Raw genomic sequence first — 24,252 nt, 5'->3', positions numbered from 1 at the left:
GGCCCGCCGCCCTTGGGTCCGGGTCACTCCTTGCCCTCCTCGTCGGGTAGCGGCCATTGATAGCGCCGCGCCACCGTCCCGTCCTCGGAGAGCGATTCCAGCCGCACGGGAAATCCCCACAGCTGGTGCAGGTGGCGTATGACCGGATAGACGCTGCGGCCCATGGGTCGCCTGCTGTCCTGCACGTGATGCAGGGTCAGCGAGCGATTACCGCGGATATTGGCTTCGAAGACTTGGATATTAGGCTCGCGCAGTGACAGCGCATACTGCTGCGCCAACGCCTCGCGGATCCGACGATAGCCACGCTCGTCGTGAATCGCCGTGACCTCCAGCATCTCCTCCTGATCGTCGTCGACGATGCTGAACAACTTGAGGTCGCGCATCACCTTGGGCGAGAGGAACTGCTGGATGAAGGACTCGTCCTTGAAGTTGCGCATGGCGAAGTGCACCGCCTCGAGCCAATCGCTGCCCGCGGTGTCGGGAAACCACTCGCGATCCTCGTCGGTGGGGTTCTCGCACATGCGCTTGATGTCGCTGAACATGGCGAAGCCCAGCGCATAGGGATTGATACCGCTGTAGAACGGGCTGTCGAAACCGGGCTGGCTGACCACCGCGGTATGCGACTGCAGGAACTCCAGCATCAGCCCCTCGTCGACCAGCCCCTCGTCGTAGAGCCGGTTCATCAGCGTGTAGTGCCAGAACGAGGCCCAGCCTTCGTTCATCACCTGAGTCTGGCGCTGGGGATAGAAGTACTGCGCCAGCTTGCGCACGATACGCACGATCTCGCGCTGCCAAGGCGCCAGCAGCGGGGCATTCTTTTCGAGGAAGTAAAGCAGGTTCTCCTGGGGTTCGGGGGGATAGCGCCCTCCTGCATGCAGCCCCAGGGGGTCCTCCTCGCTGTCCAGGCTGCCGGGTAGGGCATCCGCCTGCGGACGCCCGGGAATGGTACGCCACAGCGTGTTGACCTGTGCCTGGAGGTACTCCTCGCGCTCCGCCTGGCGGCGCACCTCCTCCTCGGCGGAGATCGGCGATGGTCGCTTGTAGCGGTCGACACCGTAATTCTGCAGCGCGTGGCAGGCGTCGAGCAGCTGCTCGACGGCCGTCACGCCGTGACGCTCTTCGCACTCGGCGACGTAGCGGCGGGCAAAGACCAGATAATCGACGATCGAGCTGGCGTCCGTCCAGGTGCGGAACAGGTAGTTGCCCTTGAAGAAGGAGTTATGACCGTAGCAGGCGTGGGCCATGACCAGCACCTGCATCATCAGCGTGTTCTCCTCCATCAGGTAGGCGATGCAGGGGTCGGAGTTGATCACCAGCTCGTAGGCCAGCCCCATCTGGCCGCGCCGGTAAGCCTGTTCGACCGCCAGGAACTGCTTGCCGAACGACCAGTGATGGTAGCCCACCGGCATCCCCACGCTGGCATAGGCATCCATCATCTGTTCGGTGGTGATGATTTCGATCTGGTTGGGATAGGTATCCAACCGATACTCGTCGGCCAGCCTGGACAACTCTCGCTCATACGCCTCGAGGATCTCGAAGTTCCAGTCGGAACCGGTGGCAATCGGCTTGCGTCGGGTCATGCTGCCTCCTCGTCCACGTCAATGGGCGGCGCGGCGCTTGAACAACTCGCGGAACACCGGGTAGATGTCGCCCGCCTCGACGATCTGACGCATGGCGAAGCGGTCGGGGAACTCGGCGGCTACGGTCTCGTACTCCTCCCACAGCGCCTGGTGGGCATGGGGCGTGATCTCCACGTAGGTGTAGTACTGCAAGCGCGGCATCAGCGACTTCATCAGCCGCTCGCGACAGTTCACCGAATCGTCGTCCCAGTTGTCGCCGTCCGAGGCCTGAGCCACATAGAGGTTCCACTGCGAGGGCGGGTAGCGCCGGGTGATGATCTCGTCGACCAGCGTCAAGGCGCTGGAGACGATGGTGCCGCCGGTCTCCCGCGAGTAGAAGAACTCCTCCTCGTCGACCTCCTTGGCCGCGGTATGGTGGCGCACGAAGACCAGCTCGACCTTCTCGTAGTTGCGCTCGAGGAAGAGGTAAAGCAACAGAAAGAAGCGCTTGGCGATGTCCTTGTGGGCCTGGGTCATGGAGCCCGAGACGTCCATCACGCAGAACATCACCGCCTTGCTCGAAGGCTGCGGTTGATTGATCAGGTTGTTGTAGCGCAGGTCGTAGGTATCGATGAAGGGAACCGCCTCGAGGCGCTTCTCGAGGCGCTCGATCTCGGCCTTGAGCTCGGCGATCCGTGACGGATTGCGCAACACCGGATCCTTGCGCTCCTCCTCTTCCAGCGCCTCCTGCGCCTCGCGCAGCGCCCGGCGAATGGGCGCGCGCATGGCGATGCGGCGGGCATAGGCCTCGCGCATGGAGCGCACGATGTTGATCCGCGCCGGCACGCCGTCGCGGGTCACCCCGGCGCGCACCGGCTTCACCTCGTCGAGGTCCTTGAGCGCCTTGCGCTCCAGGTGCGGCAGCTCCAGGCCGTCGAAGACGAAATCGAGGAACTCCTCGCGGGTCAGACTGAAGGCGAACTCGTCCATGCCCTCGCCCTGGTTGGAGGCCCCGCCCTCGCCGGCGCCCTCGCCACCGCCACCCCCGCTGGGGCGGCGCAGGCGATCGCCCTCGACGAACTCCTTGTTGCCCGGACTGACGATGGTGCGCTTGCCGCCCGGGCCATGCTGGAACACCGGCTCGGAGATGTCGCGAGTCGGAATCGAGACCTTCTCGCCGCGCTCCATGTCGGTGATCGAACGGCGGTTGACGGCCTCCTCGACCGAACGCTTGATGTGCGTGCGATAGCGATCGAGGAAACGCTGACGGTTCACGGCGCTCTTGTTCTTGGCGTTGGCGCGTCGATCGATGAAATAGGTCATGCCGACCTCCTGGCTCGCGCCGCTTATTGCGATTTACGCACCCGCAGATACCACTCCGAGAGCAGCCGCACCTGCTTCTCGGTATAGCCACGTTCCTTCATGCGTGCGACGAAGTCCTCGTGCTTCTTCTGGTCCGCGGTCGAGGCCTTGGCATTGAAGGAGATCACCGGCAGCAGCTCCTCGGTGTTGGCGAACATCTTGTGCTCGATGACGCCGCGCAGCTTCTCGTAGGATTGCCAGCTGGGGTTCATGCCATTGTTCTGCGCCCGCGCCCGCAGCACGAAGTTGACCACCTCGTGACGGAAGTCCTTGGGGTTGGAGATGCCGGCCGGTTTCTCGATCTTCTCCAGCTCCTCGTTGAGGGCCTGACGGTTGAACAGCTCGCCGGTCTCCGGGTCGCGGTACTCCTGGTCCTGGATCCAGAAGTCGGCGTAGGTGACGTAGCGGTCGAAGATGTTCTGGCCGTATTCGGAGTAGGACTCGAGATAGGCGGTCTGGATCTCCTTGCCGATGAAGTCGACGTAGCGTGGCGCCATGAACTCCTTGATGTAGCGCAGGTAGCGCTCGAAGGTCTCCTTGGGCAGATGCTCCTGCTCGAGGCGCTGCTCCAGCACGTAGAGCAGGTGCACCGGGTTGGCGGCGATCTCGTGGTTGTCGAAGTTGAACACCTTCGACAGGATCTTGAAGGCGAAGCGGGTGGAGAGCCCGTCCATCCCCTCGTCGACCCCGGCCGCATCGCGATACTCCTGGATCGACTTGGCCTTGGGATCGGTGTCCTTGAGGTTTTCGCCGTCGTAGACGCGCATCTTGGAGTAGATGCTGGAGTTCTCCGGCTCCTTGAGACGCGAGAGCACCGAGAACTGCGCCAGCATGCGCAGGGTATCCGGGGCGCAGGGCGCCTCGGCCAGTGAGGAGTGTTCGAGCAGCTTCTTGTAGATGTTGATCTCCTCGGTCACGCGCAGGCAGTACGGCACCTTGACGATGTAGACGCGATCGAGGAAGGCCTCGTTGTTGCGGTTGTTGCGAAACGCCTGCCACTCGCTCTCGTTGGAGTGGGCCAGCACAATGCCGTCGAAGGGAATCGCCCCCATGCCCTCGGTGGGGTTGTAGTTGCCCTCCTGGGTGGCGGTCAGCAACGGATGCAGCACCTTGATCGGTGCCTTGAACATCTCGATGAATTCCATCAGGCCCTGGTTGGCCTTGCACAGCCCGCCGGAGAAGCTGTAGGCGTCCGGATCGTCCTGAGAGTAGAGTTCGAGCTGGCGGATATCGACCTTGCCCACCAGCGAGGAGATGTCTTGGTTGTTCTCGTCGCCCGGCTCGGTCTTGGAGATGGCGATCTGGTTGAGTCGTGACGGGTACAGGCGCACTACCTTGAACTGGGAGATGTCGCCACCGTACTCCTTGAGCCGCTTGGCCGCCCAGGGCGACATCACGCTCTTCACGTAGCGACGCGGAATGCCGTATTCCTTCTCGAGCAGTTCACCATCCTCCTCGGGCGAGAACAGCCCCAACGGCGACTCGAATACCGGCGAGCCCTTGATGGCATAGAACGGGATCCGCTCCATCAACAGCTTGAGCCGCTCGGCCAGCGACGACTTGCCGCCCCCCACCGGGCCCAGCAGATAAAGAATCTGCTTGCGCTCCTCGAGCCCCTGGGCGGCGTGGCGGAAGTAGGCCACGATCTGCTCGATGGCCTCCTCCATGCCGTAGAACTCGGAGAAGGCGGGATAGCGGCGAATCACCTTGTTGGAAAAGATTCGGGAGAGCCGCGGATCCTTGGCGGTGTCGATCACCTCGGGTTCGCCGATGGCCTTCAGCATCCGCTCGGCGGCGCTGGCGTAGGCCATGGGGTCCTCACGACACAGCTCCAGGTACTCCTGCAGGCTCATTTCCTCCTGCTGGACACGGGAGAAGCGGTTTTGCACATGATCGAAGATGCTCATCGAAGCCTCCTGTTTGCCTTACCCCCCTGACCATCGATCCGTATGGCCACCGTGGGTTACTCATCAGCCTAGACACTTCGGGGCAGAGTGGGTGGCAAAGAATCAACGCAAGGTAAGGATAATCATGAGAACGCAGGGCGTGCCAAGGGTTCGATCAGCGCATGGTGATAATTAAACGCTACTTGAACGCAGACGCCATGAACTGCCCGCCCCGGCCCCGCGCAGCTGGTCCAGCCATCTGAGCGGATAGATTCCCTCCCGCTGCACACCATTGCATGCTTGCAGCGGTGCCGGCGCCCTCTCAGGGGGGAAAGGCAAGCATGGCTTCGCCCGCAGACCTCATGAGGAATTCGATGAAAAGGGATGACGCCACGAGGCCCAAGCCCCCGGCCAGCATGGAGAACCTTGAATAATGCCCCAGCACGGAAACGCCCCCGGCTGGGCGTGAGAAAGTCATAACGGCGGCTACTCGCAGGTAGTAATACAGCGAGGCCAGCGTATTGAGTACCGCGACTACGGCCAGCCAGGCATGGTCGGCCGCCAGCGTCACCTCGAAGAGCAAGAACTTGCCGAAGAAGCCCACCAGCGGTGGGATGCCCACCAGCGACAGCATGGCCACGATCAGCAGCGATGCCGCCAGGGGTTGCGAGCGTACCAGGCCGCGGTAATCGTCGAGGTCGGTGCGCCCGCGAAGCTGAACGACCACCGCGAAGGCCGTCAGGTTGGCCAACGCATAGGCGGCAAGGAAGACAAGCAGTGCCGTGGCGGCATCCGTGGCGCGTCCGATCATGGCCACGGCCATCAGCGCATAGCCGGACTGGGAAACCGACGACCAGCCCAGCAGCCGGCGAACATCGTTCTGGCGGAGTGCCGCCAGGTTGCCCAGGGTCATGGTGGTCGCCGAGACCAGGGCCAGCAGCCAGGTCAGCCCTTGCTCGACGGGCAACAGCGCCACCAGACGCGCCAGCGCCAGCGCTGCCCCCACCTTGGGGGCAACGCTGAGCAGCGCAGCGATCGGCGCCGGCGCCGCCTGGGCGACATCGGGCATCCAGGCATGCGCGGGGAATGCCGCCAGCTTGAAGGCGAGCCCCAGGATCACGCAGCCCATGGCCACGCTGAGGGCAAGCCGGTCGCTCTGGGCCAGGAAGGCGGACAGCACGCGGTAGTCGGTGTCGCCGACCAGGCCGAACAGCATGACCACCCCGACACACAGCAGCGCATTGGCCAGGGCGCCGATCAGAAAATATTTCATGCCCGCTTCCAGCGCCGGCGCAAATCCGCGGTGGTAGGCCACCAGCGGGTAGCTGGCCGCCGAGGAGAGCAGCACGCCGAGCAGCAGCTCCATGCTATCGCCTGCCGCCGCCATGACCATGGCGCCCAGCAGCGCGAACAGGCACAGCGCATAATACTCGCCATGCCGCGGGTCGCTGCGCATCCAGTCCGGAGACATGGCTACGGCGAGCGCGCCGCTACCCAGTATGATGAGTTTGGCCAACGAGGCAGGCGCATCCAGGATCCACACCCCCGTGAACGTCAACGAAGGCGCTGCCGGCCACTGTACGATCACGGCGACCAAGGCGATCGTCAGCGCCACCAGCGCCGCGCCGGCCAGCCAGCCCTGGCGCGAGTGCGGCATGAAGGCGGCACCCAGCACGATCACCACCGCCCCGATCAGCAACGCCAGTTCGGGGGTCAGGTCCGCCACGGGCATCAGCGTCCTCCGCTCAGCAGGCTCGCCGAGGCCTCAACCACCTCGAGCAGGAAGTGCGGCGCCACGCCGATCGCCACGATACCCAGCGCCAGGACACCGAGCACACCGATTTCGGCACGGTTGAGGTCGGGGAAATTTTCCAGGTGCTCGGGCAGCCGACCGAAGAACAGCCGCCACAGCAAATCCAGAAACAGCGCCGCGGTGATCACGATGCCCAGTACCCCCAGCACTGCCAACCAGGGGTAGACGGCGAAGGTTCCGGTAAACACCTGAAACTCGGCAACGAAGCCGGCCAGCCCCGGCATTCCGAGGCTGGCGAAGGCCGCCAGCACGGTCAACGCGGTCAGCTGCGGCGCCCGACGAGCCAAGCCACCATAGCGCGCCATGGCATAGTCCCCCGTGCGTTGCCACAGCGAGCCGCTGATCAGGAACAGCGAACCGGTGATCAGGCCGTGGGCAACCATCTCCACCGTGGCACCGGTCAGCGCCAGCCGACGCGCCTCGTCATGCCCTCCGGCCAGCGAAGCGGCCACGGCAATCCCCAGCACGGTGTAGCCCATATGGTTGATAGAGGTATAGGCGATACGCCGCTTGAGGTTGGCCTGGCCCAGCGCCACCAGGGCGCCATAGAGAATCGCCAGCAGTGCCAGCAGCGCCACCGGCAGGGCAAATCGGGCGAAGGTCTCGCCGAGCATCGCCAACGGCAGCCGGATCATGCCGTAGGTCCCCATCTTGAGCAGCACCCCGGCGAGAATCGCCGAGGCCGGCCCCGGCGCATCGACGTGGGCCTGGGGCAGCCAGGTATGCACCGGCACCAGCGGCGTCTTGATCGCCAGCCCCAGCATCATGGCCAGGAACACCAGACTGGCATAGGTACCACTGCCCGCCAGCGGCTGCTGCTCGATGATGGTGCGCATGTCGAATGTCGGCGAGTCGAGCGAGAGATAAAGCGCGATGATGCCGAGCAGCAGCGCCAGCGAACCGGCAAAGGTATAGAGGAAGAACTTGAAGGCGGCGAGCTGGGGCTCGCCATGCCCCCAGCGTCCGATCAGGAAATACATGCCCACCAGGGTGAGGTCGAAGCATACGTAGAACATCAGCAGATCGAGGGCCAGGAAGACACCCAGCGATACACCATGCAGGAACAACAGCCAGGCATAGTACTGGCGCGCCCGTCCTTGTGTATCAAATGGATAGACAATGGCCGCCAAGAACAGTACGGCACTCATGGTCGCTACGGCCAGGGCAATGCCATCGACGCCGACCCGATAGGCCATGCCCAGCGACGGCACCCACTGCACCTCGTCGACGTGTTGAAACAAGGCACCGCTCGGATCGAACGCCAGCCAGGCCATCACCAGGGCCAGCAGCGACACGCCGGACCACCCCGTCGCGATCCAGCGCGCCTGAGCGGAACTCCAGCGTGAGGTCGCGACGAGCACGAGGGCACCCAGCAAGGGGGCGAACAGCGCGACGGTCAGCATCACAAGATGGCTCCTATCAGCAGAAACAGGATGAACGCACCAAGACCGACGGTGATCGTGGTGTAGTAGTGGTGCGTCTGGCCGGATTGGGTGGCACGCGCCCAGCGCCCGCCGGTCTCGGCCCCTTGTGCCAGCGCACTGGGCAGACCGTCGACCAGCCATTCACCGCGCCGTGCGTTGATGTCGGCCAGCCACTGCCAGCAGCGCGCAGCGATCATCAGGCCGGCATCGACGACCCGATCGTCGCCGCGCGCCAAGCCTCTTGCAGTGCCGCGAAGGCCCAATGCGAGCTGGGTGGCAGGAGCATCGAAAACGCAGTCATCGAAGCGTGCCAGAGAGTGGGCGAATCGCATGACGCCACCTGCCACCTTTTGATGCAGCGTCGGTAGGCCGAGCCAGCCGGCCAATACGGCCTGCCATGCCGGCTTGGCCTCAGGTGCGCTCGTGCGGGTGGCCCAGAGCCCCACGCCGATACCCAGCGCCACGAGTATCAGCGATACCACCATCAGCCATGCATGCTCCTTGGGCAGTACGATTCCCAAGAACGCGGCGATTGCCTCGGAGAACGGCCGCCACCAGAGCAATGAGAGCATCAGCGTCACAAACGCCAGCCCTGCCAGCGCAATCCGCTCTTCCCACGCCGGCGGCCGGCCCGAGGAGCGTTGCCGTTGCGAGCGACCGAAGGCCAGCCTCTGGAAGCGCGTGGCATACAGCGCACTGAGCCCGCCCGCCACGGCTATGCCCAGGGCCAGCCAGGTCGAGACGTCGGCTGCGGCGGAGGCGATCTGCTCCTTGCTCCAGGCCGCGCCCAGCGGCGCCACACCGGCCAGTGCCAGGCACAGCACCAGGCTCAAACTCGCCACACCCGGCAGCAGCCGCCCCAGACGCATGTCGGCCAGCCGGTAGCTCTCGACACGCCGTTCGGCCAGCCCCGCGACCAGGAACAGCCCTGCCTTGAAGCAGGCATGGGTAACGGTGTGCAGCAGCGCCACGCCGGGGAAGCCCGCTCCCACGGCCACCCACATCAGCCCATACTGCGCCGACGTGGAAGCGGCCAGCAGCCGCTTGGCGTGGCCCTGGCAGCTCGCCACCAGGCCTCCGATCAGCGCCGTGGCCAGTCCCAGGAAAACCACCAAGGGCGAAAACCAGGCTGCCTGGTCGAGCTGCGGCGCCAGCCGAGCGAGCAGGAAAGTACCGGCGGCGACCATGGTCGCCGAATGCAGCAATGCCGAGGCCGGCACCGGCCCAGCCATGGCGGCAAACAGCCAGGCACTGAACGGCAGTTGCGCCGACTTGGCCGCCGCCGCCAGTACGATGCCCGCCACGGCGACGTGCAACAGTCCGCCCGAGAGTTCGCCAAGGGCGTCATAGCCGAACCCGCCGGTGCCGGCAAACAAGGCCGCCGCGGCGATGTAGAGCCCCAGGTCGCCCAGTCGGGTGACGAGGAAGGCCTGCATCGCCTGGCTCGGAATGTCCTCCTCCTGCCAGCGATGCAGGATCAACCCCCAGGAACAGGCCCCGACCAGCTCCCAAGCCACCAGCAGGGTCAGCAGGTCACTGGCCAGCACCAGCAATTGCATGGCGCCGACAAAGGCCAGCAGCAGTGCTACCAGGCGACGCGGCGCCTGACCGACATGGGCTGCGGCATAGAGCGTCACCGGCAATGCCACCAGCGGCACCAGCCAGGCAAATATGTCGCCTGCCATGGAGCGCTCCAGCCCCAGCGTCAGGGCCTCGCTCCAGCGATAGCTCGCCGCCGTCCCGGCGTTCAGCGAGAGGCCAGTCACGGCAAGAGTCAGCAATAGCGCCACTCCCGCCGAGAGTCCGAGAGCCAGCGGCCCGAGGCGTCGACCTGCCCCGTACAGCAGCAGTGCCAGCAACCACGGCGTCAGCGGTACGCCCCAGAGCGTCATTGCTTCAGCTCGCTCAGGGCTTCGGTCATGTCGGCCTGTTTGGCGCGAAACACCGCCACCACCAGGGCAAAGCCGAGCGCCATCTCGATCGCCATGACCGCCATGACTACGATGGTCAACAGCTGCCCTTCGGGGGCGCCGGTACCGCTAAAGGCCCAGAAGGCCACTGCGGCCAGCATCACACCGTTGAGCATCAGTTCGAGGCCCATCATCAGCATCACGAACGATTGCTGGGACAGCGCCCCATAGAGGCCGATCCCGATCAATGCTGCGGCAAGAATGAGAAGTGTGGTGAGTGTCATATCGCCCTCCTGGCCTCGTCCTTGGTCGTTCCCTGGCTTCGTCGTTCAATGGTGGTGATGGGTGTGCTCTCCCTCCTCCTCGCTCGGTTGCCCGGCCGGTTCGCCGCCGGGCTCGAGGCCCGGCGGCATAGAGCCATCGTCGGCACAGCCATAGCGCCCACGCCGACTCGACAACACCACCACGCCGACCATGGTCGTCAGCAACACAACGCCGGCGGTCTCGAAGACCAGCATCGAATCGCCGAGCAGCTCGCGGCCCAGCGAAATTGTCGGCACGTGTTCGGCCGGCAGCGGCGCGTCGGGAAACTCGCTGAGCACGGCCACCGCCGAGAGCACGACAAAGGCTATTACGCCGACGACGATGGCAACGCGCTCCTGATGAACCATCTTCATCGGGTTTAGCCCGGCCGGGTTCATCATGAACATGACCATGAACAGCGCCATGACCATCATCTCAACGGCCATCATGCAGAACATCGCCACGCCCAGGTATTCGGCGGTCAGCAGGATCATGATCGCGCCGACGGCGATGAACGACAGCAGCAGGAAGAACGAAGCACGCACCATCGAATCGGTGCAGAACACGCGCCAGCCGGTGAGGACGGCGAACGCCGCCAGGACTCCAAAAGCGATATGTGTACCGAGACTCGGTGTCATGACCACCCCTTGGCTTCGTTCAGGCCATCCATAGGGCAACTGCCCCCGCCCAGATCAGGTCGATAAAAGAAAGCGGCAGCAGCACCACCCACATCAGCGTCACGCAGCGCTCGGGCGCGAACCTGGGCAGCCGGCGCCCCAACCACAGCAGCGCGACCAGTACCGCCAGGCTCTTGATCAGCAACCAGGCCGGCCCCGGCAACCAGGGACCCAACCAACCTCCAAGGAAAGCGGTAGCTGCGATGGCACTGAATGCCACCAGCATGGCGGCACGCGCCAGCGCCCATACCAGACGCGGCGGGCCCGAGCGCTCTACCGCGGTGCCGCCTGAGAGGTCCGTCGAGTCGGCCAGGTCGAGCGGCCCCCAGAAGGTCAGCCCCAGACCCACCATCAGAAACAGCGGTAGCCCCAACGGTTGGGAAACCACGTGCCAGAGCGACGTCTGCGCCGCTACCACCTCGGTCAAGCGCAGCGACTCGGCCGGCAGCGCCACGCCGATCAGCACGAACATGCTGATCAGCAGGTAGGAGAGCCCCAGGGCGACGTAGCGGTAGGCGCCGATCAGGGCCAGGTGAGCGTTGGCCGACCAGCCGTGCAGGAAGATCACCACCGTGGCCAGGGCTTCCAGGCTGCCCCACAGCACCAGGCTGGTCGCCAGGTCGACCCCGACCAGCGTCGGCGACCACGGCACCAGCGCCAGCCCCGTGGCGGCCAAGGCCAGGTAGAGCGCCGGTGCCAACCGCCAGGCGGGAGCGTCCGGTGCCTCGGTGGTCGTGGCCTGCTGCGTCATCAACCAGGCGGCGCTGGCCAGGGGAGCGAGCCATACGCTTCCGTCCCGGGCCGAGCCTGTTGCCAACAAACGGTCCAACACCGCCACGAGATAAGCACCCAGGCCGACCATCAGCCAGGCCAACAGCCACGGCAGGATCAGTTGATCGAGGATCATGCACGCCCCTCCCGGTCGCCGGTGGAACGCTGCCAAGGCTCCTCAAGGGGATGCAGATCGAGGGCGCTGACATCCAGGCTGGCCAGGGTCAGCATCGCTTCGCCCCACTCCAGCCCCGGTAGCACCTGCCCCAGCAGGTCGCTCATGTCGTGAGGAAAGGCATCGGTCCAGGGGCCACGCGGGGTCTCGACGGCATCGGTCTCGGCGGTCTTCAGGTCGTGTCGCGCAGCCTGACCTGCCAGCCACAAAGACTGCTCGATCTCGTCGAGCCATTGCCGCCAGCGAGCCGCGGTATCGCCCGCGTCGCGACAGGTCGGCGCAAAGCCGAGCCGGCGGTAATGCGCGTCATGGCTGCGTAGGTCCTCGTCGATACCCGCCGCGCGAACCGCCGGGCCTCCCAACTCCCGCACCTGCGCTTCGTCCAGCACGCCGCGGCCGGGCTCGGGCAATGCCAGCCGCCACAGCCCCCCGCGCTCCAATGAGCGGCGCAAGGCTGTAATGTCGCTGTTCGGGCTCAGTTGCCCCGTCAAGCTCAGGGTTCGTTCTGCCAGTCGCGGCCAGCCCGCGACCAATAGACCCCGGTAAAGCCGGCGCAGATGATGGCGAGCACGGCTCAGCTCGAGCTCGGCGATCGGCACCGGTGCCTGGCGGGCCGCATGGAAGATCGGCTCGACGACGCTGGCAAAAGGCTTGCGCGTGACCGTCCAGGCCTGCACCAGGTCGCCCTGCAGGCTGATCTCCGCCTGCAGTCCCGGCGGTAACCCGGAATGAAACGGCCCCAGCCGGAAGGTCAGCGTGTCCAGCGTCAAGCCATCACGCAGGTCGTCCTGCATGTTCATGGCCATGGGCCGACCGTAGGGCGTACCGCCCATCATGCCCTCGCCGCCATGGCCATCGTCGCCTAGCCCCTCCCAGGGGTTCGGTGGCTCGTCCGGCTGCAGCCGGGGCGCACTGTCGCGCTTGCCCAGCATCAGCTCGCGATGCGTCTCGGCCACGCCTTGGGGCAACGCCTCGAGGGTGTCGATACGTATGGGGTCGTGCAGTGCCTCGAACGGCTCGCAACAGCACCACACGCTGGCGAACGGTGCGGGCAACTGGTCGTGGACACGACGCAGGTCGTCGCGCCAGCCGGTCGGGATATCGCCCGCTACCAGCAGCACGCTGGCATGGCGGGGCGTGTCGACGAGGCGAATGCCCGGCGAGAGCGCGAGCGTTTCGCGCAGCGGGCCGATTCGCGCCCCCTCGGCCAGGAAGACGGCCGCCGGCGCATGAGCCGCCAGGCGACGTTGCCAGCTCACTGCCACCGGAACACCCCCTCACGCCAGGCGTAGACGATGCCCACCGACAGGATGGCCAGGAACATGCCCATTTCCATGACCGCCATGGCGCCCTTCTCGACGAACACCACCGCCCATGGGTACATGAACATCATCTCCATCTCGAAGGCGATCAGCAGCAGTGTCATGGGGTAGTAGCGAATGTGGTAGCGGTTCCAGGCATGCGTGTCGGGACTGCCGCCCCCCAGGAAGGGAGCCCGCTGGGGGTAAGTCGGCTTTGGCTGTCCGCGGGCCGGCAGCCATTGCAGCAGCCATCCAAGGCCCAGGGTAGCCATCAGAACGGTTGTCAGGGTGAGAAGCGCCATGCGAATCCCTCGCGTTGCGTTCACGAAACCCAGCAAGGCATCAAGAGGGGTTTCCATCCCCTTCGGCGATTATCAAGTCCGGGCCCCTCATAGGGTAGTTGCCGAATTCGACAGGAACAAAGGCCACGCATGGTCCCCCCTCGCGACCAGGTTGCTGTCGACCGGGTGTCGGGCAGACCTACTCCAGCGTCTCGAGGTAGGCCGCCATGTCCAGGGCGTCCTGCTCGGTCACGCCTAGATCCGGCATGGCAGTGAGCGGATCCACCTCGGTGGGGTGGCGCAGCCAGTGCACCATGTTCTCGGGCGTGTTGGCGAGCACCCCGGCGATATAGCGCCGTCCGCCGATGCCCGCGAGCGGCGGGCCGACGTCAGAATGCGGTCCCACCGTGCCCGGAATACGATGACAGGCGATGCAGGCATAGCCGTACATGGCCATCTTGCCGCGCTCGGCGTCGGGCGTCGCGGCCCGTCGCGCCTGCGCAGGGGCACTGACGTCATTCCTGTCGGCCCCTTCCTCGACGTGCTCTTCGGCGACCATGGCCTGGTACTCGGCGGGGCTTAGCTCGGGCAGGCGCATGACGAAGGCGGTGACATTCCAGATCTGCTCGTCGGTGAACTTGAACTGCCAGCTCGGCATGCCGGTCATCTTGATGCCGTGCTTGACCGACCAGAACACCTCGGCGGCACTCTTGGCTTTTGCCGTATGCGCCAGATTGGGCGGTACCGGGGTCATGCCCTTGCCCACGTCGTCGCGACCTACCCCAGGTGCCCCATGGCACTGCACGCACTTGCGCTGGAAGATGGGCCGGCCCTGCTCGGCCATTTCCGCCGTCAACCTGGGCGTCTCGACCTCTTCGGCGCGCTGGCGAATGGAACGATCCAGGGCCATGTTGAGCACGGTAAAGACGGGCTCGGTGTGCTGCTGCAGCGCCGAGACGTTGTACGCCCCCCAATAGACGAAGCCTGCCGCGCCTACCCCCATGGCGACCACCAGCGCCGCGATGGCGATGCCGACATGTATCTCGATCCGCTTGCGGATCTTCCGGACGGAGTCTTGGCGGTTCTGATTCTTCATTTCAGCGTGTACAGGTAGGCGGTGATGTCTCGTGCGTCGCTTTCGCTGACGCCCATGTTCGGCATGGCCGTACGCGGGTCGACCGCTTCCGGCTCGCGAATCCAGCGCACCATGTCGTCGGGCGTGTTGGGCAGCACCCCCGCCAGGTAGACACGCTTGGCAATGCGCTCGAGTGACGGCCCGGTGCGCCCATCTGCTCCGCCGATGCCGGGGATGACATGGCAACTGCCGCAGCCGTACTCACGGATCGCCGCCTGGCCCACTTCCGGGTCGCCCGGCGGCGGCTCGCCTTCGTCACTGCTGCAGCCGCTGGCAATGAGCAACGGCAGCAGCAAGAGGAGCACAGTTCTCGCTGTCATAGGCACGGCCCCAGAAAGAAGTTGGGAACACCTTCGGCCACGACGAGCAGCGCGGACAACGCGCTGATGAGCAGCCCCATGACCGCCATGAAGCGGATTCGCCCCGCCTCGCCATCGCCGGAGCCCGGCCAGTGCCGCCCGGCCCGGCCCCACTGTCGCCAGGCCACCGCGACGCCCGCCAGGCTCAGCAACAAGGTGGCCAGAGTCGTGGCGTGCAGCATCCACATGGAGCCGGCTTCGCAGGCCCGGGATACCAGCAGGTAGCTGCCCAGCAGGTGCAGCGCCCAGGCGGTGGGGCCGATTACCCAGCCGAGCCACAGCATCAAGGGGTGCAGCAGCACGCCGCGTTCCGATTCACTGGCCATAGACGCGCGGCCCCCAGTACAAGAGTAGATAAAAGGGAATCCAGGCGAAGCAGACGAAATACCAGTAGTTGGTATCGACCACGACGCCGATCTGTCGCTGCCGGGTGAAATAGCCGCGCCAGGCGAGGATGGCGACCACCGCACTGCCGAAGACGATCGACGTCACGTGAACGTAGTGAAAGCCGGAGATGGTCCAGACGATCGAACCGTAGGCGTGGTCCTTCCAACTGAATTCATAGGCCATGAGCTCCAGCGAGCGCAGCACCAGCACCGCCGTCGCCAGCAGCACGCTGGCGGTGACGCCGATGGCCAGCCCTCGCTTGTTGCCACGATTGATCGCCTGGCCAGCCAGGAACATGGTCAGGCTGCTCAGCATCAGCAGCCCCAGATTGATGCTCGGCCACAGCATGGGGGGAGCCGACTCGCCGCTCGGTGGCCAGACGTCGGCATAGGCCGCCAGGTACATGTAACTGACGCAGAAGGTCAGCACCACCGCGGACTCGATCGTGATCAGACCGAGAATGCCCCACCACAGCGGTGCCCGCCGGTCCGGGTTGAAGCGAGTCATTTCCGCGACGTCGATACCTTGCACGACTCTCATCAATCGTCCCTCCAGGGCCGGCGTGGCCAGAACCAGGCCACCAGGGTGAAGGCCACCAGGAAGAAGGCGATCACGAAGAAGACCGGATGGAAGATGATGCCGATGAATCCCATCGAGGCGGCCAGCGCCGAGACGAACGGCCAGATGGTCGGCTCGGGCAGTACCTGTACTCCCACGGGCTTGGCGTCCAGGATGCTGGTGAGCACCACCTCGCGGCGGTCGTTGCGCAGGCCGGTCACCACTGCACGTTCACCCGCCTTCTCCCAGTCCCACAGCGGCCAGCGGCTCTCGACCATGGGGATATGGCGAAAATTGTAGGAGGCCGGCGGCGAGTCCGCCGCCCACTCCAGGGTCGGCGCCCCCCAGGGGTTGGGCTCGGCCCGCCGATCGCGAAATACGCTCCAAACGGCATTGATCAGCGTGACGCCGAAACCCGCCGCCAGCACCAGGGAGCCGATCGTCGCCAGCAGGTTGAGGTCGCCCCAGCCCATCTCCTCGACGTAGGTGTAGATGCGCCGCGGCATGCCCTCGAGCCCCAGCTGGTGCATGGGGAAGAAGGTCACGTTGAAGCCGATGAAGGCCAGCCAGAAGCTCCACTTGCCGGCCGTTTCGCTCATCATGCGGTCGGTGATCTTGGGCCACCAGTAGTAGGTCGCGCCGATCAGCGGGAAGACCGCCCCGCCGATCAGCACGTAGTGGAAGTGAGCGACAAGGAAAAAGGTATCGTGCACCTGGGTGTCGAAGGGGATGGACGCCACCATGACGCCCGTCAGCCCGCCGATGACGAAAATGGCGAAAAATCCCAGCACCCACAGCATCGGCGTGGCGAAGCGGATCTTGGCCCCCCACAGCGAGGCGATCCAGCAGAAGATCTGTACCCCACTGGGAATGGCAATGGTAGCGCTTGCGGCGGTGAAGAAGCTCATGCCGAGCTGGGGCAGGCCGGTGGTGAACATGTGGTGCACCCACAGGCCGAAGCTGACGAAGCCGATGGCCACCACCGACAGCACCAGTGCCGTGTAGCCATAGATCGGGCGCCGGGTGAAAGTGATGATGATGGTCGAAATCATGCCCAGCGCCGGCACCAGGATGATGTAGACCTCGGGGTGACCGAAGTACCAGAACAGATGCTGCCATAGCAGTGGCTCACCGCCGCTCTCGACGATGAAGAACTGGGTGTCCACCAGCCGGTCGAGGATCAGCAGCGTACTGCTGACGATCACCGCCGGCATGGCGAAGACGATCATGAATGACATCACCAGCGCCGCCCAGACGAATAGTGGCATGCGATTCAGCGACATGCCCGGTGCGCGCATCCGCAGCGTGGTGACGATCAGCTCCACCGCTGCGGTCAGTGCCGATACCTCGATGAAGGTGATCATGGTCGTCCAGACGTCGACCCCGTAGCCAGGCGAGTAGAGCTTGCTCGACAGCGGCACGTAGTTGAACCAACCGGCATTGGGCGCCATGCTCAGCAGCAGCGAACCGAACAGCACGATGCCACCGATCAGGTAGACGTAATAACCGAAGGCGTTGAGCCGGGGAAAGGCCATGTCGCGCGTCCCGACCATCAGCGGCACGAAGTAGATGGCGAAGCCCTCCATCACCGGAATGGCGAAGAAGAACATCATCACCGTGCCATGCATGGTGAAGAACTGGTTGTAGAGCTCCGGCCCGAGCAGCTGCTGCTCGGGGCCGGCCAGCTGCAGGCGAATCAGGATGCCGAGGATCCCCGCCAGCAGGAAGAAGCAAAAGGCGGTGATGATGAAGCGCTTGCCGATCATGCGCTGGTTGACGTGGGTGAACCAGCCAAGCAGCCCGCCGGGCGAGTGCCAGGTGCGCTCCAGCCTCGCGGTCTCCTCCGGCGAATCGGTCACCGCGTAAGGGGCGACGGGTCTCTCGCGCGTCATTCCAGACCCTCCAGGTAGCCAAGCAATGTCGTGAGCTCTTCCGGCGTCAGCTCACTCGGCGGCATCTTGTTGCCCGGCTTGACGTGCTGCGGATCGGTGATCCAGCCGCCGAGATGCCCGGTGCGGTTGGGTACCGTGGCACCGGCCAGGGTGCGCCGGCTGGCGAGATGGGTCAGGTCGGGCCCCTCATCGCCGCTGGCCGACGTACCGCGAATCGCATGGCACCCGGCGCAGCCGGCCTGCATGAACACCTGCTGGCCGTCTACCTGCGCCTGCGTTTGCGGTGCGGACGCCGGCTGGCGCTGGCCCTCCAGCCAGGCGTCGAACGCTTCCGGCTCTTCTGCCACCAGCAGGAAGGCCATCAGCGCATGCTGGGTACCGCAGTATTCCGCGCACTGGCCGCGGTAAACCCCAGGTTCGTCCGCCGTCACCGAGGTGACGTTGGTGCGCCCCGGCATCATGTCCGTCTTGCCCTTCAGGTTGGGTACCCAGAAGCTGTGAATGACGTTGTCCGACTTGAGCAGAAAGCGCACCGGCTCACCGACGGGGATGTGAATCTCGTTGGCGGTCGTGGCGATACGCTCTCCCGCCTCGTCCAGGTAGTGGACTTCCCACCACCACTGCTTGCCGATGACCTCCACGGTCATGGCATCGTCGGGCAGTGGGGCATCGATCACCCGGCCGATGGAGAAACTCGACAGGGCGAAGGGAATCGTCGCTGCCAGCGGCAGGATGATGCCGCCGGCGATCACCAGGTTGCGGCTCTGCCGGGCGTTCAATGGCATTGCGGTCTGCTTGCGCCGGGCACGCAGCACGGCCACCGCCAGCAGGCTCAGCACCAGCAGCGTGACCAAGGTGGCAACCAACAGCGTAGGCCACCACAGTCTGGCGATCAGATCGGCGGCCGCCCCCGCCGGATCGAGCGCCGACTGAGGGCCTTCGCAGGCGGCCAGCAACGGGGCGGTGGCCCCGACCAGTCCGGTTGAACGTTTGTGCTTGCTGAAGGACATCGCGGTGACAATCCATTGCAACGTGCATGCGCGAAGCGGCAGTTGCGGGTGCATTCCATGCATATTCGGTAGACGCACTGTGGACGCGTCGAGGATTCGGAGCCGGCTCGTCGCCCTGCTCCGCCTTCACCCTAGTACAGGTTGGCGTGGCCTGCTCATCGCTGCCGACAATGAACACCGCTTCTTACGCTTACCCACCCAGCGATTGCATTGACCACTGACAGCGACGGGCTCTCCTACCGGCACTGCCGGCTGGGCGTTTCACCAGCGGTCAAGTTCGCTATGCTGATTGGCAAACTTCAGGTGGCTGCCCGTCGCCACGGCAAAGGAAGCAAATGCTTGAATTCGAGCGAACGTTGGGCGTCTTGCTGCCCTGGGAATTCTCACCGTCCTGGATCGCTGCCTGCCTGCTTGCGGCGGGTCTGTACCTGCGTGGCCTGCAGCGTCACCGCCATCAGGGGCGGACGGTGGGTTTCTGGCGCCCGTTCGCCTTTCTGCTGGGCGTTGGAGCCGTATATGCGGTGACGCAGACCCACTACGACTACCTGTCGCAGTACATGTTCTTCACCCATCGTGCCCAGCACCTGGCCCTGCATCATGCGGCGCCGTTCCTCATCGCCCTGGCCGCGCCGTTGCCGGTGCTGGCGGCCGGCGTGCCGAGTCGTCTTCACCACCCTCCGGGTCGGGCCGCTATCGTCGGGATCTTGCGACCGGCTTACCGTCTGCTGCAACATCCGGCGATGGCGCCATTGCTGTTTGTGGGGTTGATCTACTTCTGGCTCATTCCAGAGATTCACTTCGATGCCATGCTCAGCCGCGAGCTCTATCAGATCATGAACTGGAGCATGCTGCTGGATGGGCTGCTGTTCTGGTTCCTGGTGCTCGATCCACGCACGCCGCAACAGGGCGGCCTGGGGTACGGGATGCGCATCCTGGCGCTGCTGGTGGTGATTCCCCCCCAGATTCTGCTGGGGGCCTACCTGACCTTCAGCGAGAACGTCTTGTTCGACGTCTACGCCGTCTGCGGTCGCGCCTGGCCGCTCTCACCGTTGACGGACCAGCAGTTGGGCGGCCTGATTACCTGGATCCCCGCCTCGATGATGAGCGTGGCCGGCGTGCTGATCGTGATCCGCAGCATACTCTCCGGCAAGGGCGACACGCACCTGGGCGAACCGGAGCAGGAAAGAGGAGTCCCGCAGCCATGACATTCATGATGCCCCGTTACGCTTCGCCGAAGCGACGCCCCCTGCGCCACGCTCGGGCCCTAGCGCTGGCAGGGCTGCTGGGGCTGGGCGTCTTGCTGACGGGGTGCACCGATCCGGGCTGGCAGACCAAGGACATCTCCGGCCTCATGCCACCCCTGGCGTTCGAGCTCACCGACGAGTCGGGAGAGGTAGTCGAGGCAGAGGCCTTTCGCGGCGATGCAACGCTGCTGTTCTTCGGTTTCACTCACTGCCATGACGTCTGCCCGGCGACCATGGCGCGCCTCGATTCGATCCTGGACACGCTCGGCGCAGAGGCTCGCGACGACCTTCGGGTGCTGTTCGTCTCGGTGGACCCGGCCCGCGACGATCCCGCGACCCTGCGCGAGTACACCGCGAATTTCGGCCCCGAGTTCCTCGGACTCACCGGCAGCGAGGACCAGCTGGATGCCCTGACACGCCGCTACCGCGTGACCTACGGCTATGGGGAAAAGAATGCCGAGGGACACTATATGGTGTCCCACCCCAGCGCGATCTTTGCCTTCGACCGCGACGGCGAGGCGCAGTTGCTCATTCGCCAGGACGACGCAAGGGAGGCGGTGGTGAGCGATCTGCGCCAACTCTTGGCCAGCGGATAAGGCGACGGCCTACAGCCCCGCCGCTACCCGCGTGCCCTGGTCGATGGCGCGTTTCGCATCGAGCTCGGCGGCCTCGTCGGCCCCGCCGATCAAGTGCACCGCCACACCGGCTTCCTGGAGCGGCTCGAGCAGCTCGCGGACCGGATCCTGACCGGCGCAGACCACCACGTTGTCGACCTCGAGCAGGCGCGGCTCCTCGAGATGGCGGATATGCAGGCCGTCGTCATCGATGCCCACGTATTCGCAGCCGGCCAACGCCTCGACGTCGCGATGGCGCAGTGAGGCCCGATGCACCCAGCCGGTGGACTTGCCCAGCCCCTTGCCGGGTTTGGAAGACTTGCGCTGCAGCAGGAAGACCTGACGCGGCGTCTCGGGACGCTCGGGGGGGCGAATGCCGCCACGCTCGGTAACCGCGAGATCCACGCCCCACTCGGCGCACCAGGCTTCGCGGTCCAGCGAAGGATGCCCCACATGGGTGAGCAGCTCGGCCACGTCGAAGCCGATGCCACCGGCACCGATGATCGCCACCCGTCGCCCGACCCGCTCGGGATGCAGGATCGCCATGGGATAGCTCATCACCTTGGGGTGCTCGATACCCGGCAGATCGAGGCGCCGCGGACGCACGCCGCTGGCCAGGATCACCGCATCGAAGCCACGCAGCGCCTGCACGTCGGGTTCGCTGCCAAGCTTCACCGCGACGCCGTGCCTGTCGAGCATGACCTTGAAGTAACGCAGGGTCTCGTCGAACTCCTCCTTGCCGGGGATCTTGCGCGCCAGGTTGAACTGTCCACCCAGCTCACCGGTACGCTCGAACAGCACCACACGATGGCCACGCTGAGCAGCGGTCAGCGCCGCCGCCATGCCGGCCGGGCCGCCACCGACCACGGCAACGTCACGCGGCGTCTCGGCCGGCTCGATCAAGAGTTCGGTCTCGTGGCACGCCCGTGGATTGACCAGGCAGGAGGTGAGCTTGCCCTGGAAGGTATGGTCGAGGCACGCCTGGTTGCAGGCGATACAGGTGTTGATCTCGTCGTCGCGCCCTTCGGCCGCCTTGCTGACCCAGGCCGGGTCGGCGAGGAAGGGGCGCGCCATGGAGACCATGTCGGCATGGCCCTCGGCGAGCACGCGTTCCGCCACCCCGGGCATGTTGATGCGGTTGGTGGTGATCAGCGGGATGGCGAGTTCGGCCTTCATGCGCCGGGTCACCTCGGTGAAGGCCGCCCGCGGCACGCTGGTGACGATGGTGGGTATGCGCGCCTCGTGCCAGCCGATACCGGTGTTGATCAGGCTGGCCCCGGCTGCCTCGATGGCACGCCCCAGGGTCACGACCTCCTCCCAGGTGCTGCCCTCCTCCACCAGGTCGATCATCGACAGGCGGAAGATGATCAGGAAGTCGTCGCCCACCGCCGCACGGATCCGCGACACGATCTCGATCGCAAAGCGCATGCGATTCTCGAACGGCCCACCCCAGCGATCGTCGCGCTGGTTGGTGCGCAGACACAGGAACTGGTTGATCAGGTAGCCCTCGGAACCCATCACCTCGACGCCGTCGTAGCCCGCCTCCCGCGCCAGGGAAGCGCAGCGCACGTAGGCCTCGATCTGTTGCTCCACCTCCGTGTCGGAGAGTTCGTGCGGCGTGAACGGGTTGATCGGCGCCTGAATCGGCGACGGCGCCACCAGCTCGGGTGAGTAGGCATAGCGCCCGGCATGCAGGATCTGCAGGCAGATGCGACCGCCCTCGGCATGCACCGCCTCGACCACGCCGGCATGGTCGGCTACCTGCTCGGCCCGCTCCAAGGTGGCGGCACCCTGGAAGACGGCACCCTCCTTGTTGGGCGCGATGCCGCCGGTGACGATCAGGCCGACGCCTTCACGGGCGCGCTCGGCATAGAAGGCCGCCAGGCGCGCAAAGCCACCCTGCGCTTCCTCGAGGTTGGTATGCATGGAGCCCATCAGCACACGATTGGGCAGCGTCAGATGGCCTACCTCGAGCGGACGAAACAGATGAGGATAGCGCACGCCGAACTCCTCCTTGGGTCGAGTCACGGTAATTTCAAACAACTGTATGATAGCCAGACGGCAGGCGCAAAGAAAAAGCGACGCTTTCGCCCAAAGACGAAGTGCGTCTGGCTCTCGCGACAGGAGGTGCCGCGGCTCATGCCCAACGGGCGAAAGCGAAGACGGAGGGAGTATAGACGATACGAAAAGGCCCCGAGCCATCAGCTCGGGGCCTGAAATCGAATGGCGGACCGGACGGGACTCGAACCCGCGACCTCCGGCGTGACAGGCCGGCATTCTAACCGACTGAACTACCGGTCCGCATGGTGGGTGATACCGGACTCGAACCAGTGACCCCCAGCATGTGAGGCTGGTGCTCTAACCAACTGAGCTAATCACCCACGGATATCGCATTGCTGCGATGAGGACTTGCCAGGCCAGGACATTGTGGCGGACCGGACGGGACTCGAACCCGCGACCTCCGGCGTGACAGGCCGGCATTCTAACCGACTGAACTACCGGTCCACAACAGATGACACCAGCGGTGGAAACGATGGCGGACCGGACGGGACTCGAACCCGCGACCTCCGGCGTGACAGGCCGGCATTCTAACCGACTGAACTACCGGTCCGCTGCATGTTTCCTACGTGCTCAGGATTCGCCATCGCCCAAGTTTGAGCGCGATGGTGGGTGGTACAGGGTTCGAACCTGTGACCCCCAGCTTGTAAGGCTGGTGCTCTCCCAGCTGAGCTAACCACCCCTGGTCACGTGGCGCTGAATTCTACAGGGATCGGCTTGGTTGTCAATGCCCTGGCCGTGCAAAACGGCCAGGGCGGCACGTTTTCTCGAGACGAAAGCGGCTCAATCCCGCGTCGTTCGTATCATTGCTCACTGTGGCACCCGATGCGTTTTCATGAAAGCGGCGATCGCGGTCGCCCCTTCTTCGATCAGTTCCGCCTGGGTACGACCCGAGCGTCGCCGCGGTTTCCAGTCATGATCGCCATCTTCCAGCCAGTGGACGCACGCCCGCTCGCCCAACACATAGCTCTCGACCTCCTCACGGGTGCCAAACGGGTCGCGACTGCCCTGCACCACCAGGGTGGGACTGTCGATTTGCGGCCAATGGGCGAGACGCAAGGTTTCCGGTTTGGCGGGAGGATGGAATGGATAGCCGCAGAGTATCAACCCAGCCGCTCGTTGGCGCGCCGCCAACAGGCTGGCTACCCGGCCGCCCATCGACTTGCCGCCAAGCCACAACGTACCCCCTTGAGGATGTGTCAGAATGTCGCACCAGCGCGATAATTCTTCTACCAGGCGTTCAACGGGCGGTGGCGGTATTCGCCTGCCTTCACGCTCGGCACGCTGCATGTAGGCGAACTCGATGGCCAGGGTCTGCACGCCCCGTTCGGCAAGCGCATCACGCAATTGATTCATGTAAAGAGAGTGCTGCCCAGCCCCCGCGCCATGGGCGATCAGCAGGCATCCGGTACCGCCATCCCCCTTCACCTCCAGCGGCCCGAGTCCCTCGACGTACCAGCGTCCTGGCTCCCATACGCCTCCCTTTTCATGCATCTGAATTACCTCAATAGGAACCGCATCTAATCGAGCAAA

Annotated in this window: 21 protein-coding genes and 5 tRNA genes; 2 read left to right on the top strand and 24 right to left on the bottom strand. The window is 65.0% G+C overall.

Translation table 11 applies throughout. The features are described from left to right. Positions 1-23: 23 nt before the first annotated feature. The 17 genes from KPL81_RS07000 to coxB form a co-directional block, all read right to left on the bottom strand. Positions 24-1,580 (bottom strand): SpoVR family protein, encoded by a 1,557-nt coding sequence (locus tag KPL81_RS07000; RefSeq protein WP_209476610.1) that lies wholly within the window; start codon positions 1,578-1,580, stop codon positions 24-26. An 18-nt stretch (positions 1,581-1,598) separates the two neighbouring features. Next, positions 1,599-2,882, bottom strand: a complete 1,284-nt coding sequence (locus tag KPL81_RS06995; protein ID WP_209476608.1) for a YeaH/YhbH family protein — start codon at positions 2,880-2,882, stop codon at positions 1,599-1,601. A 23-nt stretch (positions 2,883-2,905) separates the two neighbouring features. Next, positions 2,906-4,828 carry a PrkA family serine protein kinase gene (locus KPL81_RS06990; RefSeq protein ID WP_197449834.1) on the bottom strand — a complete coding sequence of 641 codons (1,923 nt, stop codon included), beginning with the start codon at positions 4,826-4,828 and terminating at the stop codon, positions 2,906-2,908. Between the two features lie 301 nt (positions 4,829-5,129). After that, positions 5,130-6,539 (bottom strand): NADH-quinone oxidoreductase subunit N, encoded by a 1,410-nt coding sequence (locus KPL81_RS06985; protein WP_219791216.1) that lies wholly within the window; start codon positions 6,537-6,539, stop codon positions 5,130-5,132. After that, complete coding sequence (locus tag KPL81_RS06980) at positions 6,539-8,023, bottom strand: complex I subunit 4 family protein (RefSeq protein ID WP_240549130.1); 1,485 nt, start codon at positions 8,021-8,023, stop codon at positions 6,539-6,541. The genes KPL81_RS06985 and KPL81_RS06980 overlap by 1 nt, the downstream gene beginning before the upstream one ends. Continuing rightward, positions 8,023-9,936, bottom strand: a complete 1,914-nt coding sequence (locus tag KPL81_RS06975; protein WP_219791214.1) for an NADH-quinone oxidoreductase subunit 5 family protein — start codon at positions 9,934-9,936, stop codon at positions 8,023-8,025. The genes KPL81_RS06980 and KPL81_RS06975 overlap by 1 nt, the downstream gene beginning before the upstream one ends. Further along, complete coding sequence (gene nuoK / locus KPL81_RS06970; RefSeq protein ID WP_219791213.1) at positions 9,933-10,238, bottom strand: NADH-quinone oxidoreductase subunit NuoK; 306 nt, start codon at positions 10,236-10,238, stop codon at positions 9,933-9,935. Before nuoK ends, KPL81_RS06975 begins: the two co-directional genes overlap by 4 nt. Before the next feature lie 45 nt (positions 10,239-10,283). Continuing rightward, a complete protein-coding gene (locus KPL81_RS06965) occupies positions 10,284-10,895 on the bottom strand; it encodes an NADH-quinone oxidoreductase subunit J family protein (RefSeq protein ID WP_219791212.1) in 612 nt (203 codons plus the stop codon). 19 nt (positions 10,896-10,914) lie between these two features. Next, complete coding sequence (locus KPL81_RS06960) at positions 10,915-11,841, bottom strand: complex I subunit 1 family protein (RefSeq protein WP_219791211.1); 927 nt, start codon at positions 11,839-11,841, stop codon at positions 10,915-10,917. Continuing rightward, positions 11,838-13,139: an NADH-quinone oxidoreductase subunit D-related protein gene (locus tag KPL81_RS20825; protein WP_219791210.1), complete on the bottom strand. Its 1,302-nt coding sequence runs from the start codon at positions 13,137-13,139 to the stop codon at positions 11,838-11,840. Before KPL81_RS20825 ends, KPL81_RS06960 begins: the two co-directional genes overlap by 4 nt. Continuing rightward, complete coding sequence (locus KPL81_RS06950; RefSeq protein WP_219791209.1) at positions 13,136-13,483, bottom strand: NADH-quinone oxidoreductase subunit A; 348 nt, start codon at positions 13,481-13,483, stop codon at positions 13,136-13,138. The genes KPL81_RS20825 and KPL81_RS06950 overlap by 4 nt, the downstream gene beginning before the upstream one ends. A gap of 178 nt (positions 13,484-13,661) precedes the next feature. Next, entirely contained in the window at positions 13,662-14,558 is an 897-nt protein-coding gene (locus KPL81_RS06945) for a c-type cytochrome (protein WP_219791208.1), read from the bottom strand. After that, positions 14,555-14,917, bottom strand: coding sequence for a c-type cytochrome (locus KPL81_RS06940; RefSeq protein ID WP_219791207.1), 363 nt, complete (start codon positions 14,915-14,917; stop codon positions 14,555-14,557). The genes KPL81_RS06945 and KPL81_RS06940 overlap by 4 nt, the downstream gene beginning before the upstream one ends. Then, a complete protein-coding gene (locus tag KPL81_RS06935; protein WP_219791206.1) occupies positions 14,914-15,282 on the bottom strand; it encodes a hypothetical protein in 369 nt (122 codons plus the stop codon). Before KPL81_RS06935 ends, KPL81_RS06940 begins: the two co-directional genes overlap by 4 nt. Then, positions 15,272-15,883 (bottom strand): cytochrome c oxidase subunit 3, encoded by a 612-nt coding sequence (locus tag KPL81_RS06930; protein WP_219791205.1) that lies wholly within the window; start codon positions 15,881-15,883, stop codon positions 15,272-15,274. Before KPL81_RS06930 ends, KPL81_RS06935 begins: the two co-directional genes overlap by 11 nt. Continuing rightward, complete coding sequence (gene ctaD, locus KPL81_RS06925) at positions 15,883-17,793, bottom strand: cytochrome c oxidase subunit I (RefSeq protein WP_219791204.1); 1,911 nt, start codon at positions 17,791-17,793, stop codon at positions 15,883-15,885. The genes KPL81_RS06930 and ctaD overlap by 1 nt, the downstream gene beginning before the upstream one ends. Next, positions 17,790-18,803 carry a cytochrome c oxidase subunit II gene (gene coxB, locus KPL81_RS06920; protein WP_219791203.1) on the bottom strand — a complete coding sequence of 338 codons (1,014 nt, stop codon included), beginning with the start codon at positions 18,801-18,803 and terminating at the stop codon, positions 17,790-17,792. Before coxB ends, ctaD begins: the two co-directional genes overlap by 4 nt. Positions 18,804-19,138: 335 nt before the next feature. On the opposite strand from coxB, the gene KPL81_RS06915 reads away from it, so the two are divergent. Together KPL81_RS06915 and KPL81_RS06910 are read left to right on the top strand one after the other, a co-directional pair. Then, a complete protein-coding gene (locus KPL81_RS06915; RefSeq protein WP_219791202.1) occupies positions 19,139-20,008 on the top strand; it encodes a cytochrome c oxidase assembly protein in 870 nt (289 codons plus the stop codon). Then, positions 20,005-20,643: an SCO family protein gene (locus tag KPL81_RS06910; RefSeq protein WP_240549087.1), complete on the top strand. Its 639-nt coding sequence runs from the start codon at positions 20,005-20,007 to the stop codon at positions 20,641-20,643. The genes KPL81_RS06915 and KPL81_RS06910 overlap by 4 nt, the downstream gene beginning before the upstream one ends. Positions 20,644-20,652: 9 nt before the next feature. On the opposite strand, the gene KPL81_RS06905 is transcribed toward KPL81_RS06910, so the two are convergent. From KPL81_RS06905 to KPL81_RS06875, 7 genes are all read right to left on the bottom strand, one after another. After that, the gene (locus KPL81_RS06905; RefSeq protein ID WP_219791201.1) at positions 20,653-22,689 is read right to left on the bottom strand and encodes an FAD-dependent oxidoreductase; all 2,037 of its coding nucleotides are present in this window, start codon (positions 22,687-22,689) and stop codon (positions 20,653-20,655) included. A gap of 196 nt (positions 22,690-22,885) precedes the next feature. Next, a tRNA-Asp gene (locus KPL81_RS06900) sits at positions 22,886-22,962 on the bottom strand. 3 nt (positions 22,963-22,965) lie between these two features. Then, a tRNA-Val gene (locus KPL81_RS06895) sits at positions 22,966-23,042 on the bottom strand. Between the two features lie 47 nt (positions 23,043-23,089). Continuing rightward, positions 23,090-23,166: transfer RNA gene (locus tag KPL81_RS06890), tRNA-Asp, on the bottom strand. Between the two features lie 29 nt (positions 23,167-23,195). Continuing rightward, positions 23,196-23,272, bottom strand: a tRNA-Asp gene (locus tag KPL81_RS06885). A 53-nt stretch (positions 23,273-23,325) separates the two neighbouring features. After that, positions 23,326-23,401, bottom strand: a tRNA-Val gene (locus KPL81_RS06880). 128 nt (positions 23,402-23,529) lie between these two features. Then, on the bottom strand, positions 23,530-24,213 hold the full coding sequence (locus tag KPL81_RS06875) for an alpha/beta family hydrolase (protein WP_219791200.1): 684 nt from the start codon (positions 24,211-24,213) through the stop codon (positions 23,530-23,532). Between the last annotated feature and the right edge of the window lie 39 nt (positions 24,214-24,252).

This window comes from Billgrantia antri (assembly GCF_019430905.1).
GTDB lineage: Bacteria > Pseudomonadota > Gammaproteobacteria > Pseudomonadales > Halomonadaceae > Halomonas > Halomonas antri.
The sequence above is the reverse complement of the archived record's forward strand: the minus strand, read 5'-3'. Positions and strand labels throughout refer to the sequence as shown.